Source organism: Kitasatospora sp. NPDC048298, assembly GCF_043201465.1.
Lineage (GTDB): Bacteria > Actinomycetota > Actinomycetes > Streptomycetales > Streptomycetaceae > Kitasatospora.
In genome coordinates, this window is the sequence record NZ_JBICYZ010000002.1 from 232,519 (window position 1) to 247,866 (window position 15,348).

Below are 15,348 nucleotides of genomic sequence, written 5' to 3' on the forward strand. Positions count from 1 at the left end.
TGTCATGCCCGAGCCAGCCTGGAGGCCCGTCCCGGCGGTGACGCCCGAACGGGTGCTGGCCGGTCTGGCCCTGCTCGTGCCGATCGTCGCGATGCTCTGGGTGTCCTCGTACGACAAGAGCGACCCGGCGGCGGCCGGCATGCCGTTCTTCTACTGGTACCAACTGCTCTGGGTGCCGGTGTCGGCCGTGTTCACCGTGGCCGCCTACCTGCTGATCAACCGTGACGAGAAGGCCCGCAAGGCGGCCCGGAAGGGCGGTGCGCGATGAAGGACGTCAACGTGCCGGCCCTCGTGGTCTTCGTGCTGTTCTTCGCCCTGGTCACGGTGATGGGCTTCCTCGCCTCGCGCTGGCGCCGCGCGGACAACGCGGCGCACCTGGACGAGTGGGGCCTGGGCGGGCGCAGCTTCGGCACCTGGGTGACCTGGTTCCTGCTCGGCGGCGACCTCTACACCGCGTACACCTTCGTCGCCGTCCCGGCGGCGGTGTACGCGACCGGCGCGGCCGGCTTCTTCGCGGTGCCGTACACGATCATCGCCTACCCGCTGGTCTTCCTCTTCCTGCCCCGGCTCTGGTCGGTCTCCCGGGTGCACGGCTACGTGACCCCGGCCGACTTCGTGCGCGGCCGGTACGGCTCGCGGCCGCTGTCGCTGGTGGTCGCGCTCACCGGCATCCTGGCCACCATGCCGTACATCGCCCTGCAACTCGTGGGCATCCAGGCCGTGTTGGACGTGCTGGGGGTCGGCGGCGGGGAGAACGCCAACTGGTTCGTCAAGGACCTGCCGCTGTTCATCGCCTTCGGCGTGCTGGCCGCCTACACCTACTCCTCCGGCCTGCGCGCCCCGGCGCTGATCGCCTTCGTCAAGGACGCCCTGGTCTACATCGTGATCATCGTCGCGGTGATCTACATCCCGATCCGGCTCGGCGGCTACGGGCACATCTTCGAAGCCACCGCCCAGCACTTCAAGGAGGCCAAGGCCGGCTCGCTGACCATCCCCGAGAACAAGCAGTGGACGTACGCCACGCTCGCCCTCGGCTCGGCGATGGCGCTGTTCATGTACCCGCACTCGGTGACCGGCGTGCTGGCCTCCAAGTCCCGCAACACCGTGCGCCGCAACATGGCGATCATGCCCGCCTACTCGCTGATGCTGGGCCTGCTGGCGCTGCTCGGCTTCATGGCGGTCGCGGCGGGCGTCGGCAAGGGCGTCAAGGGCTACAACTCCCAGCTGTCGGTGCCCCAGCTGTTCGCGGACATGTTCCCGGACTGGTTCACCGGCGTGGCCTTCGCCGCGATCGGCATCGGCGCGCTGGTGCCGGCCGCCATCATGTCCATCGCGGCGGCCAACCTGTTCACCCGCAACGTCTACAAGGAGTGGCTCAAGCCCGCCGCCACCCCCGCCGACGAGACCCGGATCGCCAAGCTGGTCTCGCTGCTGGTGAAGGTCGGCGCGCTGGTCTTCGTGCTCGGCATGGACAAGCAGGCCGCGATCAACCTCCAGCTGCTGGGCGGCCTGTGGATCCTGCAGACCTTCGTGTCGATCGTCGGCGGCCTGTTCACCCGCTGGTTCCACCACTGGGCGCTGTTCGCCGGCTGGGCGGCCGGCATGGTGTACGGCACCTGGGAGGCGTACGGGATCTCCAGCAAGGCCACCAAGCACTTCGGCGGCAACTCGGCCGAGATCCCCGTCATCGGCGAGATCGGCTACATCGGCCTGACCGCCTTCGCGCTCAACCTGATCGTCTCGGTGGCGCTCACCCTGGTGCTGCGGGCGGCCAAGGCGCCGGAGCTCCCGGACGAGACCAAGCCGTCCGACTACAGCGCCGAAGCCGGCGACGAAGAGCCGAAGAACGCGCCGGAGCCCGTAGCGGCGCACTGATTGACGCGGTACGCGCCCTGTGATCGCGCCGCCTTCTCCGTGAACACTGGAGAAGGCGGCGCGATCATATGTATGAACAGGCGTGCACGCCGGGCACCACCAGACCGGACCGGCATCCGGCCGGGACCTGATCGACCACGGGGAGCTCGCGGCCATGGCAGAACTCGGCACCACCCTCAACGGCCAGCACCAGTCCACCCAGAGCCAGCACCACCACGCCACCACGCAGGGCCAGCACGGCACCGCCCCGGGCCAGCACGGCACCGGCCACGGCCCGCACGCCGGCGGTCACGGGCAGCACGCCGCCGCCCACCGCCCGCCGACGGCCGGCCGGCTGCCGTCCGTACTGATCGCCACCCGGCACGGGGAGTCCACCGCCAACGTCGAGTTCCAGCTCGCCGAGGCCGTCGGCGCCCTCAGCGTCCCGATCAGCTGCCGCGACGCCGACATCCCGCTGTCACTGAACGGCCGGCGGCAGGCCCAGGCGCTCGGCCACTGGTGGGCGGGCCTGCCCAGCGCCGACCGCCCGCGCAGCGTCTGGTGCTCGCCGTACGTGCGCACCGCCGAGACCGCCCGGATCGCGCTCGCCCAGGCCGCCGGGCTCGGCGCCGTCCCGGTCACCCTGGCCGTCCGCTACGACGAGCGGCTGCGCGACCGCGAACTCGGCGTCCTGGAGATGCTGCCCAAGGCCGCGATCGAGGCCAAGCACCCGGAGGAGGCGGCCCGGCGGCGCAAGATGGGCGAGCTGTACTACCGCCCGCCGGGCGGCGAGTCCTGGGCCGACGTCGCGCTGCGGGTGCGCAGCCTGCTGCGGGACCTCTGCGAGGAGGAGGCCGGACGGCCCGTCCTGCTGGTCGCCCACGACTGCACGGTGCTGATGCTCCGCTACGCGCTGGACCGGCTCACGGAGGACCAGCTCACCGCGCTCGGGCCGGTGCACAACTGCTCCACCAGCCTCTGGCGGGCCCAGGACGGGCGGCTGCGGCCGGACGGCTGGAACGGGGTCGGGCACCTGGCGTTCGGGGAGGACTGACGGCCGCCCTCCCCGGCGGGCCTCCCGGCCGCCCGCCCTGCCACCCGCCCTGCCGCCCACCGGGTCCGTTCGACCCCGCAGAACCGCCCCGCACCGGGCTCCGGCACACTGGCCCGATGGACTTCCTCATCCGCCAGGCCCTCCCCGAGGACCTCGCCGACGCCGGCCGGATCACCGTCGAGGCCTTCGTCGGCGACGGTTTCACCAACCCCACGGGCAGCTACGTCGAGCTGCTGCGCGACTCGGAGCGCCGGGCCCGGGAGGCCGAGCTGCTGGTCGCCGTCGACGCGGCCGGAGCCGGGGTCCTCGGCTGCGTGACCTTCGCCGTCGGCGGCACCGAGTGGGCGGACATCGCCACCCCGCGGGAGGGCGAGATCCGGATGCTCGCCACCGCCCCCGCCGCCCGCGGCCGCGGCGTCGGCGAGGCCCTGGTCCGCGCCGCCGTCACCCGCAGCCACGAACTCGGCCTGGCCGGCATGGCCTTCTCCACCCGCCCGGAGATGACCACCGCCCACCGCGTCTACGAGCGAATAGGCTTCCGCCGCACGCCCGAGCGGGACTGGGCCCCGTACCCGGGAATGGACCTGATGGTCTACACCATGGCGTTCTGACCCGGCCCCGAGACACCCTCCGGGATCACCGGCCGCGTTCCCGGCCGGTGACCGACGGACGATCAGCAGACGTCTTTTGATATAAACCACAGATCAAGACGTGCCCATGGACACGTCGCGACAGTCGACCGACCCCGGGGGAACAGACCACATGGACGACGGGCCCGGCATCGGCGCGCCCGCGAGCGGGCCCACGCTCCAGGACATGCGCAGGAGCAGGGGCGTCGAAGCCCCCGCCACCAGCCGCTACGCGATCCCCGCACCGATCCCGGAGCCCCGCGGACCGCTGCCGCCGTCCGTCCGTTTCAAGGCGGTGGACGGCCTGCGCGGCCTGGCCATCGCCTCGGTGCTGCTGTACCACACCAACTGGTTCCAGAACGGCCTGTTCGGCGTGGACGTCTTCTTCGTCCTCTCCGGCTTCCTGGTCACCCTGGTGCTGGTCCGCGAGCTGGACCGCACCGACGGCATCCGACTCGGCGTCTTCTACCGCCGCCGGGCCAAGCGGCTGCTGCCCGGCCTGTTCGCCACCATCATCCTGGTGGTGGGGCTGTCCGCCCTGGTCAGTCCGCTACGGGACGTCAGGGACCTCCGCCCGCAGGCCCTGGCCACGCTCGCCCAGATCGCCAACTGGGCCCAGCTGTCGCGCGGTGACGCCTACTGGCAGCACTTCGAGTCGATCGACCCGCTCGCGGCCATGTGGTCGCTCAGCATCACCGAGCAGTTCTACGCCCTCTGGCCGCTGCTGCTGCTCGCCGTCCACGGGATCTGCCGCCGCTCCGTGCGCGCGGCCGGCTTCGCCACCGCCGGACTGTTCGTCGCCGCCGCGCTGGTCGCCCCGCTGCTGTGGAACGGCCACAACAGCGACCGCCTCTACCTCGGCACCGAGACCCGCGCGGTCGGCTTCGCGGCCGGCGCCACCGCCGCCTTCGGGGTCTACCTGTGGCTGCGCCGCAAGGTGCGCGCCGGGGCCCCCGACGGCACCGGCGGGCCGCGCCCCCGCCTGCGCCTGCCGGCCGGCCCCGTGCTGCCCACCCTGGTCGGCACCGCGGCGCTCGGCGGCCTGGTGTGGGCCAGCCTCGCCGTCGGCACCTACCACGAACCGTGGCTCTACCAGGGCGGGCTGGCCGTCGTCGCGGCCCTCGCCGCCGTCCTCACCGTCTCGCTGTGCCAGGAGCGGGGACCGCTGGTGTGGCTGATGTCGCTGCCCCCGCTGCGGCTCACCGGCACCATCTCCTACAGCCTCTACCTGCTCCACCTGCCGGTGTACTGGCTGCTCCAGCACTACGTCGACGACATCTCGCCGAAGAAGCTGCTGGCCATCGGCGCACCCGTCTCCTGGGTCCTGGCCTGGCTGCTGCACACCGGCACCGAGAAGCTGCGGGTGCTGCGCTGGCGGGCCTTCCCGGCCGTCCCGCTGGTGGCCGTCACCGCCGCGGTGGCCACCACCGGCGCCTGGTACCTGCCCGCCTGGGTCACGCACGACATGAAGTCCGGGCCGAACGGCAAGCCGATGGTCCTGCTGCTCGGCGACTCCTTCTCCCAGGACCTCTCCACCGGCCTGTACCGGCACGGGGACCGCTACCGCGTCGTCGACGGCGGGATCAGCGGGTGCGGGGTGTTCGGCCCGGAGAAGGTGCGCACCACCTCCGGGGAGGAGTTCGAGACCAGCCAGGAGTGCCGCGACCGGAACGCCGCCTGGGACCGGCAGCTCGGCGCCGGGCCGCAGGCCGTGGTGGTCCACCTCGGCTGGGACGCCGCCGAGCAGTACCTCGACGGCAGCTGGCTCAACCCGTGCGACGAGGACTACCGGACCCGTTACGGCGTCCAGCTCTCCCAGGCCGTGGACCAGATCCGCCGCCGCGCGCAGGGCGCCCAGGTGCTGCTGATGAACGAGCGGGTCGAGAACGGCGCCATCAACAAGACCTGGGGCACCTGCTACAACCAGCAGGTCGGCGACTTCGTGAAGGCCTCCGGCGGCGCCGTCCGGCTGCTCGACCTCAACACCTTCTACTGCCCGTACGAGACCTGCGCCTGGAAGGACAAGGAGGGCCACCTGGTCTCCCCGGCCAACGACGGGGTGCACCTCACCCAGGCCGGCATGCGGTTCGTCACCCCGTGGCTGGAGAAGGAGATCGCGGGCGCGCTGGCCGGCGCGGCACCGGGTCAGCCCGCCGCGGCGCCGACCCCGACCCCCACCCCGACGCCGACGCCGACGGCCTCGACCACACCGGCCCCCACGCCGACGCCGACCCCGACCTCGTCCACCAAGCCGACGGCCGGCCACACCTCGGCGAAGCCCACCCGGACCCCGAGCGCCAAGACGACCGCGCCCCAGGGCTAGGGCGTTGCCCGCCGGGGCCCCGGCGGGCAACGCGCCTCAGGAGGGCGGCAGTTCGTAGGACTGCGCGAAGCAGGTGCGGATCGCCTGCTCGGACGCGGGGCGCCCGGCGAAGTCCATCCGCGGGGTGTCCTGGTTGGTCGGCAGGGTCGGGTCGATGCCGAAGTAGAGCGACCAGAAGTACACCCCGCCCAGCTTGCGCTCCTGCGCCACCTGGCAGACCGCGGTGAACCAGGCGGCCTGGACGGGCTCGTTCAGCTCCCGCTTGGTGTAGAAGTCCCCGGGCGTCTTGTAGGCGCCCTTCTGCGCCGGGATGCCCACCTCGGTGAGCTTGGTGGCCGGCTGCGGCCCCGCGCCCCGCTTGTCGAGCCAGCCGTTCCAGCTGGCCACCAGGTCGGCCACCGGGGCGTCGTCGCCCGCCGACTTGGCGGGGAAGTAGGCGTCCACGCCGGTCCCGTCGGCCGGCAGCGGGAGCGGCCCCTTGGACCAGTTGTCCCAGTTGGCGTCGTAGACGATCTGGCCGCGGAAGGCCTTCCTGGCCTGCTCGATCAGGCCGGCCCAGTGCGGGTCGTTCTCCAGCGAGTTGAACTCGGTGCCGACGGTGAACTCGGTCGCGGAGTGCTCCTGGGCGGTCTTCAGGTACGGCGTCAGGAAGGCGGCGTAGCTGGCGAACCAGGCGTCCTTGTCGGCGGGCGCGATGTTGCCGCGCCACACGCCGGTGGCGGAGTAGTCGAACACCTCCTCGTCCATGATCGGCCGCACCGTGGTGCGCAGGCCGGCCCGGTGGGCGGAGTCCAGCAGCAGGGCCAGCCGCTCCGGGCTCGGGGTGGTCGCCCGGGCGGCGACGGCGTTCGACTTGGGCCCGGTCGTGTAGTACGGGAAGGTCACCGACAGGGAGTTGGCGTTCAGCCCGACCACGTACTTGACGATGCGGTCGACCTTGCCCTGGACGAAGCTCTCCGGGTCCGCCGGGTCGTCCAGCCAGTACACCTGCACGCCCCACTCGGGGCTGCCCTTGGTCCACGGGCGGGCCACCTTGGGGCCGTCGTCCTCCACCTGCGGCGTGTCCTTGCCGAAGCCCCAGACCCGGCCCTGCTCGGTCGGGGCACCGGCCCAGTGCACCGTGGTGGGGCGGCGGTGGTCGAACTTGATCGGATGGTCCCCCCAGACCACCGGGACGCCCACGGTGAGGGCGACCACCACGGTCGGGAGGATGAAGATGACGGGGCGCTTCACGGTCGTGCTCTCCGATCAGGCCGGCTTGGCGATGACGACGAACTTGTTCTCCTCGCGCTTCAGGAACTTGATCAGTCCCCGAAGCCCGCCCCAGCCCTCCAGGAAGGAGAACAGCGGAATGGCCGCCACCACCACGATCGGCTCCCACCACTTGCGCCGGTGGTTGGCCGAGGCCACCACGTTGAGCCGCAGGCCCTCCCAGTACGTCCAGATGACGTACGCGAAGTTGATCGACCAGACCAGCACCACGGACTGGGTGACCGGCGAGGTGTTCCAGGTGCCGGTGAACCACGCCACCAGCAGCACCAGGCCGACGTGCTGCAGCGGGCCGAGCACCCAGCTGACCATGCCCATCCCGATGAACAGCCGGTACCGCAGCGGGATGGTCTTGTTGAAGCAGAGCGCGACCAGGCCCCAGGCCCAGCGCTCGCGCTGCTTGAGGAAGTCCCTGACGCCGGCCGGCGAGGCGCCGTAGCAGCGGCCGTTGAACCAGTCACTGCGGCCGGGGTAGCGCTGGCAGAAGTTGAGCGCCATCTGGGCGTCCTCGACGATGGTCTTCGGGCCGAAGTCCCAGCCGATGGTGGCCTCCACCGAGGAGCGCACGATCAGCAGTTCACCGTGCACGCCCGCGATCGGGGTGCCGGTGCCGGTCATCGCGCGGAAGCGGGCGATGTCGTCGGCGGGGCGGATCGCGTCGGCGAGCCAGGTGAAGGTGGAGACGGCGTTCTCGCGCGGGTACGTCAGGATGCCCTGCGCCATGTGCTTGGCGTCGTCCCCGGCCCGGCGCTGCCGGTTGACGAACTGCGCGACGGCGGCGGCGGTGTCCGGGCCGACGCCGGTGTCGTCGTCCATGTGCAGCACCCAGACGTCGTCCTCGGCCTCGCCCTCCTCGATCCGCAGCTCGTGCGAGTAGTGGTTGGCGCGGGCCTTGAACTTGGTGCCGTTGGGCGTCTCGTACGCCTTCGGCACGGTCACCACGCGGATCAGCGGGTGGCGCTCGGCCAGCTCGTCGATCTTCTCCGCGGCGGCGCAGCCCTCCTCGGTGAGGATGTCCACCCGCATCCACGGGAAGTACGGCGGCAGGTGCTCCACGTACGAGAGCACCGAGCGCTCCAGCGCGGGGTAGGTGTCGTGGCGGCCGATGGTCGGCACCAGCACGATCAGGAAGTCGTCCTCGACGGGCGCGGCCGGGGTCATCCGGCTGACCTGGCGCAGCCGGCGGCGGACCATCAGCACGCCCTGGAAGCCGATCAGCACACCGAAGACCGGCATGCCCCACAGGATGGTGATCGCCCAGCCGAGCGCGGTGGGGTTGGGCACGTACGCCCACAGCGAGAACGAGAAGATGATCACGAAGGAGACGTAGAACGGCGTCACCCGGGGCTTCCACGACATCTGTCGCTCGGCGAGCCGGGCGGCCTCGCGGGACGTGGTCAGCACCGTCCGCTCGGCGGTGGTCGATGACATGGCGGTAGCGCTTCCTCGTCTGGTGTCGTCCCGGCCCCGGGCGGGGAACGGGTCGTTCGTGAGCGTTCAGCCGCGGGGCGGTCGGCCCCCGCGGCGGTCGGCCCCGGGCGGTCAGCCCTGGGGTGGCCGGTCCGCCGGCGGCGGCACGGCCGGGCCGGGCGGCACCGGGCCGGGGGCCGGCGCGCCGGGCTGCGGCGGGGCGGCGGGCCACGGCTGGGCGACGGCCGGCGGGTACGCGCCCGGCTGGGCGGGCTGCTGCGGCGGGTACGGCGTCGGCTGGCCGGGCACCGGCTGCCCCCAACCGGGCTGGGGCTGCGGCTGTCCGGGCTGGAGCTGGTGCTGGGGCTGTCCGGGCAGCGGCTGGGGCCACGCGGGCTGAGGCTGGGACAGCGGCTGCGGCTGCGGCTGAAGCTGGGGCTGCGGCCAGGCGGCGGGCTGGGACCACGCGGGCTGCGGCTGCGCGGACGACAGCGGCGCCGGCGCCGGCTGCTCCCGCCAGACCGACCGGGCCAGCAGCACGATCAGCGCCGCGGTGACGGCCACCCCGAGCCCGAAGGTCGCGAGCTTGAGCCAGCCCTCGGTGGTGCCCGTGAACCACTCCCGCTGCGGCTTGTCCAGCAGCGCGCCCACCAGGCTGCGCACCCGGTTGTACCCCTCGACCAGCGCGACACCGGCCGCCACGCCGAGCGCCCAGTTGCGCCCGCGCAGCAGAAGGATGCCCGAAACCAGGTACAGCAGGCCGTAGTTGAGGCTTCCGGTCTCGGCGAACACCGAGGAGCCGCCGTAGTAGAAGATGCCCTTGAGGTAGGTGGCGACGCCGACCTGACCGAAGCAGTTGTACCCGGCCCAGCAGAGCAGCAGTACGCCCCAGCCGACGGCCACGCCTCCGGCCGCGCGCATCGGACCCGTCCGTGTCATCCCGTATCCCCCGCCCCCTCCGGGCCCGTCCCGGCCGTCGGCCCACCCTCGGCTTCGCCGCCACAGGATGCCACACGGCACAACCGCGCCGGAATTCCACCCGTAAGGCCGAGCCCCGCGGCACCACCCGCCGCACCGCGCCGGAGGTGGCGTCGGCTCAGCGCACGTGCAGGCCACCCCAGTCGACGTTCGCCCCGAACGGACCGGAGCCGCCGGTGAGCGCCAGCGGGCTGCGGTACGTGGCGGTGACGTCCGCGGCCGAGTTGCGCGGCTGGTCCGGGGTCAGGTTGTTCGCGGTGAGGGACTGCCCCCAGACCGTCCAGATCGTCCAGGGCGTGCGCCGCAGGGTCTCCGGCTGGCGGGAGTTGACCGGGACGGCGAAGGACTCGGCCAGCATCCGCGGCTTGCCGTAGGCGGACAGCCCGTCGTAGTACCGCTTGGTCCACACCTCACCGGTGCCGATCGGGTGCGCCGGGCTGCCGCTGTAGTCGTCCACGCCGACCACGTCGACGTACTGGCCGCCCGGGTAGTAGTCCCAGGGGTCCACGCCCGGGGCGCCGTCCCAGGACACCGGCGTCCAGACGAACAGCAGGTTGTGCAGCCCCCGGGTCTCCACCAGGTACCTGTAGGTGATCTTCCACAGCGCCTGGTAGTCGGCCGGCTTCTGGCCCGCCCACCAGAACCGGCGGGAGCAGTCCAGCACGTTCATCTCGTGGTACGGGCGCAGCAGCACCGGCACGTCGTGGGCGGCCAGGTACTCCAGGTGGTCGGCCAGGTAGGACAGGTCGGTGATCAGTGCCCGGTACTCGGGGGTGTCGTGGGCACTGTCCACGACCCGGCCGAACCAGTCGGGGTCCTTCGCCGCCGGCGAGTTCGAACAGAGCACCCGGTCGAAGGACTTGACGTCCGAACCGGGGTAGGGCTGGTGGAAGGACATGCCGACGATCCCGGCCGGGCCGCCGCCGTTGTCGGGCAGTTCGGTGCTGCTGCCGTCGCAGTTCTGCTGCACGCCCGCCGCGCCGTAGCCGCCGTCCTCGGCGCGCGGGTGGCCGTTCCAGACGGCGGAGAGCAGGTCGATGGCGTCGTCGGTGTACTGCCAGCCGGCCCGGCAGGTGGGCCAGCGGCCGGCCGAGTAGGAGCGGGGGTTGCCGACGCCCCAGCCGTTCTGGCCGTAGCCGGGGCCGAGGTCGGTCTCCACGAAGCCGGGCAGCTTGCCGGTGATGTCGGCGGCCTTCTTGTAGTAGTAGCCGACCTGCTTGGTGCCCCGGTAGTCCCCGTACTCGGGGTTGTTGCGCTCGTTGTGCGCCTCGACGTGCTGGCCGATCACCGTGCCGCCGCTCTGCCCGGTGCGGGCCTGGGACTCCAGGTCGGCGAGGAACTGCTGGACGGCGCGGGCGTTCGGCGAGGCCTGCGGATCCCGGGCGAGCAGGTCCCGGCCCACCTCCGGCGGCAGGGTGCGCCCGGGCAGGCCGACCGACACCGGGACGCGCGGGGGCTGTTCGCCGTCGGCCCGGCCGTCGTGGTCCAGCAGGAAGACCGCTCCCGCGGCGGCGACGATCCCGGCCGCGGCCAGGACGGCGGGCTTGCCGCGCAGGGCTCTGGGCATGGCCACGGACCGCTCCTCCGGTTGCTCGCCGGCGCCGCCCCCCACGGACGCAACCGGAAACGCGTACGACATGACTGTCCCGAGAGCCTGCCACACTCCCCCGGCCTGCGCGAACGGTCGGCCGGGGGCCGGGGTGTCACGGCGGATCAGCCCGCCGCGCCCGCCCGCGGGACGCCCCGGCGGATCAGCCCGCCGAGGCCGGAGCGGTGCCCTGGACGCCGGGCGCGGCCGAGGACGCGGCCTTGGCGCGCTTGAGCAACTGCCCCTTCACGTGCTCCGCGAACCCGGAGGCCGCCGCGGTCGCCGTGGCGTCCGGGGCGTTGCCGCCCTTCGCCGAGCCCTCGACCGTGAAGTAGCCGTACCGGCCCAGGCTGTTGTGGGTGCCGGTGCAGCCGGCACCGGCGCAGAAGGCCGGCGACCCGGCCGCCGGCGCGCCCTTGAGCTGCCCGGTGAAGTTCTTCAGCGCGGTCTCGGCCTGGAGCTTGCGGTCGAAGACCGCCACCCCGACGGTGACCGCGCTCTCACCGGAGACGTACGTCGCCCGGAGCACCTGCTGGCACCCCTGGTCGCCGAGCACCTTGCCCAGCCCGCCGGTCGTGGAGTTCCCGTCCCAGCAGGGCGAGTCCAGCGCCACGACGGTCCGGTTCCAGGTGGCGCCGTTGATCGTCACCTGGGGCGCGGAGAACAGCGCTCCCGCGTCCTGCGGCGCCGGGTCGGTGGCGGCCTCCCAGATCGGCTTGGACGGGTCCTCCGGCTGGCCGCCCGGCGTGCCGGACGTACTCGGAGACACGACCGGCTGGGTGCTCTTGGCGGCCGTCGGGGAGCCGTCGTCCTTCTTGCCGTTGAGGAGCACCACACCGCCGGCGGCCAGGCCGCCCACCACGGCGACCGCGGCCACCACGCCGATGACCCTCATCCGGCGACGGCGCTTGCCCTCGGCCTCGTTGCGGTCCGCCAGTGCGCCCCAGTCCGGCTCGGCCCGCTGCGGCGGGACCGGCTGCTGGGGCTGCTGCTGGAGGTGCCACTGGGGCTGCGGCTGGGGGGCCGGCTGGGGCTGCGGCGGCTGCTGCTGCGCCTGCGGCTGGGCGTGCGGCGGCTGCCCGACCGGCGGAGCCGGCTGCGGCGCGGGCGCGACCGGCTGCGGCACCGGCGGGATGGGCTGCGCGACCGGCTGCGCCGCCGGCACGACCGGCCCGTACGAGGCCGGCGGCGGCCCGAAACCCCCGCTCGGCGGCGGTACCGGACCAGGTACCACCGGCTGCTGACTCTGTGCGCCCCCCGGCCCGGCGGGAGGCGTTCCCTGCGGCCCCTGCCCAGGTACGCCAGTTCCGTCGCTCATGCGCCCAGATCGTAGGGCATCCTCGCGTCCGCCGATCCTCCCGGTGACCATTCCGTATCGAAACCAGGACGCCCCCGGCCCGGTTCCGGGGCCTCGGACAGCCATCCGGGGCCACGTTTCCGGTACCACCGGTCATCGCCCCGACACGCGGCGCCGTACTACATCTGGGGTCGCTTCAGGGAGACACCACTACATGTATGCTCGCTTCTGCTGTCGATGCAGGGGAACCCGGTGCGAATCCGGGACTGCCCCGCAGCGGTGTGCGGGCGGCTCCAGCAGCCGTACCCGCGAGTCCGATGACCTGCCGGCAGCGTGCGCCACGGCCCTCCCGCAGAGGCCGCGCCGGCACGAGCAGTACCCCTCCGGGCCTCGCGGGCGGGCCGGGGAGTCACCGTCGCGCGACGCCGTCTGCGTTCGTGCCGTGCTCCCCTGCCCCGATCGGCCCGGTGGCCCCCGATCACCGCCGCCGATCGCCGCCAGGAGAGAGCGCCTTGACCACCGCCGCCTCAGCCACCCTGCCCACCCAGGGCACCGGTACCGCCTTCACCGACCCGACGGTCTCCGACCCCGGCGGCGCCCTGCTGCGGCTGCTCACCGACCGCAGCACCGACCTCACCGAGGTCGACCCCGGCCATGTCGCCGCCGCCGCGCTGCGCGGCCGCCACGCCGGCTCGGACTTCGCCGAGCTGCGCGGGCTGGCCGTGGACGCCGCCGCATCGATGATCGCCGAGGACCCCCAGTACTCGAAGCTGGCCGCCCGCCTGCTCGCCCTGGAGATCGTCGACGAGGCGAACAGCCAGGGCTCGGTGTCCTTCTCCGCCTCGATCGCCGTCGGCCACACCGAGGGCCTGATCGGCGACACCACCGCGGACTTCGTCGCCAAGCACGCCACCGCCCTGGACGCGCTGATCGACACCACCGGTGACGACCGCTTCGAGTACTTCGGTCTGCGCACCGTGCAGTCCCGCTACCTGCTGCGCCACCCGATCACCCGCAAGGTGATCGAGACCCCGCAGCACTTCCTGCTCCGCGTCGCCTGTGGCCTGGCGGTCGGCGACAGCGAGCAGTCGGTGCGCGAGGTGGCCGAGCTGTACGGCCTGATGAGCCGCCTGGAGTACCTGACCTCCTCGCCGACGCTCTTCAACTCCGGCACCCGGCACCCGCAGATGTCGAGCTGCTACCTGCTCGACTCGCCGCTGGACAACCTGGACTCGATCTACAACCGCTACGCGCAGATCGCCCGCCTCTCCAAGCACGCCGGCGGCATCGGCCTGTCCTACTCGCGCATCCGCTCGCGTGGCAGCCTGATCCGCGGCACCAACGGCAAGTCCAACGGCATCGTGCCGTTCCTGCGCACCCTCGACTCCTCCGTCGCCGCCGTCAACCAGGGCGGCCGCCGCAAGGGCGCGGCCTGCGTCTACCTGGAGACCTGGCACGCCGACATCGAGGAGTTCCTGGAGCTCCGCGACAACACCGGCGAAGAGGCCCGCCGCACCCACAACCTCAACCTGGCGCACTGGATCCCGGACGAGTTCATGCGCCGGGTCAACGCCAACGAGGACTGGTCGCTGTTCTCCCCGGCCGACGTGCCGGAGCTGGTCGACCTGTGGGGCGCCGACTTCGACGAGGCCTACCGCAAGGCCGAGCAGGCCGGCAAGGCCGTCCGCACCATCCCGGCGCAGACCCTGTACGCCCGCATGATGCGCACCCTGGCGCAGACCGGCAACGGCTGGATGACCTTCAAGGACGCCTCCAACCGCGCCGCCAACCAGACCGCCCTGCCGGGCCGCACGGTGCACTCCTCCAACCTGTGCACCGAGATCCTGGAGGTCACGGACGACTCCGAGACCGCCGTCTGCAACCTGGGCTCGGTCAACCTGGGCGCCCACGTCGCCGCCGGCGCCTCGGCCGACGACCTGATCGGCGCGATGGACTGGCAGCGGCTGGACGCCACCGTGCGCACCGCCGTCACCTTCCTCGACCGCGTGGTGGACATCAACTTCTACCCGACCACCGAGGCCGGGACGTCCAACTCCCGCTGGCGCCCGGTCGGCCTCGGCGTGATGGGCCTCCAGGACGTCTTCTTCAAGCTGCGGATCGACTTCGACTCGGCCGAGGCCAAGACCCTCTCCACCCTCATCGCCGAGCGCATCATGCTCACCGCGTACGAGCGCTCCGCCGACCTGGCCGAGCAGCTCGGCCGCCACGAGGCGTACGGCGAGACCCGCGCCGCCCGCGGCGAGCTGCACATCGACCACTTCCCGACGGCCGCCCCGCAGTGGGCCGACCGCTGGACGGCGCTGCGCGCCCGGATCGCCGAGACCGGCCTGCGCAACTCGCTGCTGCTGGCCATCGCGCCGACCGCGACCATCGCCTCCATCGCCGGCGTGTACGAGTGCATCGAGCCGCAGGTGTCCAACCTGTTCAAGCGCGAGACGCTGTCCGGCGAGTTCCTCCAGGTCAACCCGTACCTGGTGCGCGAGCTCAAGGAGCTCGGCGTCTGGGACCAGCAGACCCGCGACGCCCTGCGCGACGCCAACGGGTCCGTCCAGGAGCTGAACTGGCTGCCGGCCGAGGTGCGGTCGCTGTACCGCACGGCCTGGGAGCTGCCGCAGCGCGCCCTGATCGACCTGGCCGCGGCCCGCATGCCGTACCTGGACCAGAGCCAGTCCCTGAACCTGTTCATGGCGGCGCCGACCATCGGCAAGCTCAGCTCGATGTACGCCTACGCGTGGAAGGTCGGTCTGAAGACCACCTACTACCTGCGTTCGCGCCCGGCCACCCGCATCGCCCAGGCCGCGTCCGGCACCGCCCGGGCCGCCGCGCCGGTGCCCGTGAACACCCCCTCCCTCACCCCGGAGCAGGAAGCCGCCATCGCCTGCTCCCTGGAGAACCCCGAGTCCTGCGAGGCCTGCCAGTGAGCAC

11 protein-coding genes and 1 riboswitch are annotated in these 15,348 nt (G+C 72.5%); of the genes, 6 read left to right on the forward strand and 5 right to left on the reverse strand.

Going from position 1 to position 15,348, the window contains the following annotated elements; genetic code table 11:
- Nucleotides 1–4: 4 nt before the first annotated feature.
- The 5 genes from ACGF0D_RS02210 (at nucleotide 5) to ACGF0D_RS02230 (ending at nucleotide 5,860) form a co-directional block, all read left to right on the forward strand.
- A complete protein-coding gene (locus ACGF0D_RS02210) occupies nucleotides 5–268 on the forward strand; it encodes a DUF3311 domain-containing protein (RefSeq protein ID WP_392913641.1) in 264 nt (87 codons plus the stop codon).
- Complete coding sequence (mctP, locus tag ACGF0D_RS02215) at nucleotides 265–1,875, forward strand: monocarboxylate uptake permease MctP (RefSeq protein WP_392913642.1); 1,611 nt, start codon at nucleotides 265–267, stop codon at nucleotides 1,873–1,875. The genes ACGF0D_RS02210 and mctP overlap by 4 nt, the downstream gene beginning before the upstream one ends.
- A 154-nt stretch (nucleotides 1,876–2,029) precedes the next feature.
- Nucleotides 2,030–2,908 carry a histidine phosphatase family protein gene (locus tag ACGF0D_RS02220; protein ID WP_392913644.1) on the forward strand — a complete coding sequence of 293 codons (879 nt, stop codon included), beginning with the start codon at nucleotides 2,030–2,032 and terminating at the stop codon, nucleotides 2,906–2,908.
- 116 nt (nucleotides 2,909–3,024) lie between these two features.
- The gene (locus ACGF0D_RS02225) at nucleotides 3,025–3,519 is read left to right on the forward strand and encodes a GNAT family N-acetyltransferase (RefSeq protein ID WP_392873298.1); all 495 of its coding nucleotides are present in this window, start codon (nucleotides 3,025–3,027) and stop codon (nucleotides 3,517–3,519) included.
- Between the two features lie 151 nt (nucleotides 3,520–3,670).
- The gene (locus tag ACGF0D_RS02230) at nucleotides 3,671–5,860 is read left to right on the forward strand and encodes an acyltransferase family protein (RefSeq protein WP_392913645.1); all 2,190 of its coding nucleotides are present in this window, start codon (nucleotides 3,671–3,673) and stop codon (nucleotides 5,858–5,860) included.
- Nucleotides 5,861–5,896: 36 nt separating this feature from the next.
- On the opposite strand, the gene ACGF0D_RS02235 is transcribed toward ACGF0D_RS02230, so the two are convergent.
- From ACGF0D_RS02235 to ACGF0D_RS02255, 5 genes are all read right to left on the reverse strand, one after another.
- The gene (locus ACGF0D_RS02235; RefSeq protein WP_392913646.1) at nucleotides 5,897–7,093 is read right to left on the reverse strand and encodes a glycoside hydrolase family 113; all 1,197 of its coding nucleotides are present in this window, start codon (nucleotides 7,091–7,093) and stop codon (nucleotides 5,897–5,899) included.
- Between the two features lie 15 nt (nucleotides 7,094–7,108).
- On the reverse strand, nucleotides 7,109–8,560 hold the full coding sequence (locus ACGF0D_RS02240) for a glycosyltransferase family 2 protein (RefSeq protein WP_392913647.1): 1,452 nt from the start codon (nucleotides 8,558–8,560) through the stop codon (nucleotides 7,109–7,111).
- A 111-nt stretch (nucleotides 8,561–8,671) separates the two neighbouring features.
- The gene (locus ACGF0D_RS02245; RefSeq protein WP_392913648.1) at nucleotides 8,672–9,460 is read right to left on the reverse strand and encodes a hypothetical protein; all 789 of its coding nucleotides are present in this window, start codon (nucleotides 9,458–9,460) and stop codon (nucleotides 8,672–8,674) included.
- 175 nt (nucleotides 9,461–9,635) lie between these two features.
- The gene (locus ACGF0D_RS02250) at nucleotides 9,636–11,084 is read right to left on the reverse strand and encodes a glycoside hydrolase family 26 protein (RefSeq protein WP_392913720.1); all 1,449 of its coding nucleotides are present in this window, start codon (nucleotides 11,082–11,084) and stop codon (nucleotides 9,636–9,638) included.
- 184 nt (nucleotides 11,085–11,268) lie between these two features.
- The gene (locus ACGF0D_RS02255; RefSeq protein ID WP_392913649.1) at nucleotides 11,269–12,270 is read right to left on the reverse strand and encodes a hypothetical protein; all 1,002 of its coding nucleotides are present in this window, start codon (nucleotides 12,268–12,270) and stop codon (nucleotides 11,269–11,271) included.
- A 333-nt stretch (nucleotides 12,271–12,603) separates the two neighbouring features.
- Nucleotides 12,604–12,747, forward strand: a riboswitch (cobalamin riboswitch).
- 191 nt (nucleotides 12,748–12,938) lie between these two features.
- Here ACGF0D_RS02255 and ACGF0D_RS02260 point away from each other — a divergent pair.
- Nucleotides 12,939–15,344 (forward strand): ribonucleoside-diphosphate reductase subunit alpha, encoded by a 2,406-nt coding sequence (locus ACGF0D_RS02260; RefSeq protein ID WP_392913721.1) that lies wholly within the window; start codon nucleotides 12,939–12,941, stop codon nucleotides 15,342–15,344.
- The last annotated feature ends 4 nt before the right edge of the window (nucleotides 15,345–15,348 follow it).

Excerpts from the sequence above, each read along its gene's own strand:
- ACGF0D_RS02230 (WP_392913645.1), top strand. The coding sequence starts at position 3,671 with ATGGACGACGGGCCCGGCATCGGCGCGCCCGCGAGCGGGCCCACGCTC.
- ACGF0D_RS02225 (WP_392873298.1), top strand. The coding sequence starts at position 3,025 with ATGGACTTCCTCATCCGCCAGGCCCTCCCCGAGGACCTCGCCGACGCC.
- mctP (WP_392913642.1), top strand. The coding sequence starts at position 265 with ATGAAGGACGTCAACGTGCCGGCCCTCGTGGTCTTCGTGCTGTTCTTC.
- ACGF0D_RS02250 (WP_392913720.1), bottom strand. The coding sequence starts at position 11,084 with ATGCCCAGAGCCCTGCGCGGCAAGCCCGCCGTCCTGGCCGCGGCCGGG.
- ACGF0D_RS02220 (WP_392913644.1), top strand. The coding sequence starts at position 2,030 with ATGGCAGAACTCGGCACCACCCTCAACGGCCAGCACCAGTCCACCCAG.
- ACGF0D_RS02245 (WP_392913648.1), bottom strand. The coding sequence starts at position 9,460 with ATGCGCGCGGCCGGAGGCGTGGCCGTCGGCTGGGGCGTACTGCTGCTC.
- ACGF0D_RS02210 (WP_392913641.1), top strand. The coding sequence starts at position 5 with ATGCCCGAGCCAGCCTGGAGGCCCGTCCCGGCGGTGACGCCCGAACGG.
- ACGF0D_RS02240 (WP_392913647.1), bottom strand. The coding sequence starts at position 8,560 with ATGTCATCGACCACCGCCGAGCGGACGGTGCTGACCACGTCCCGCGAG.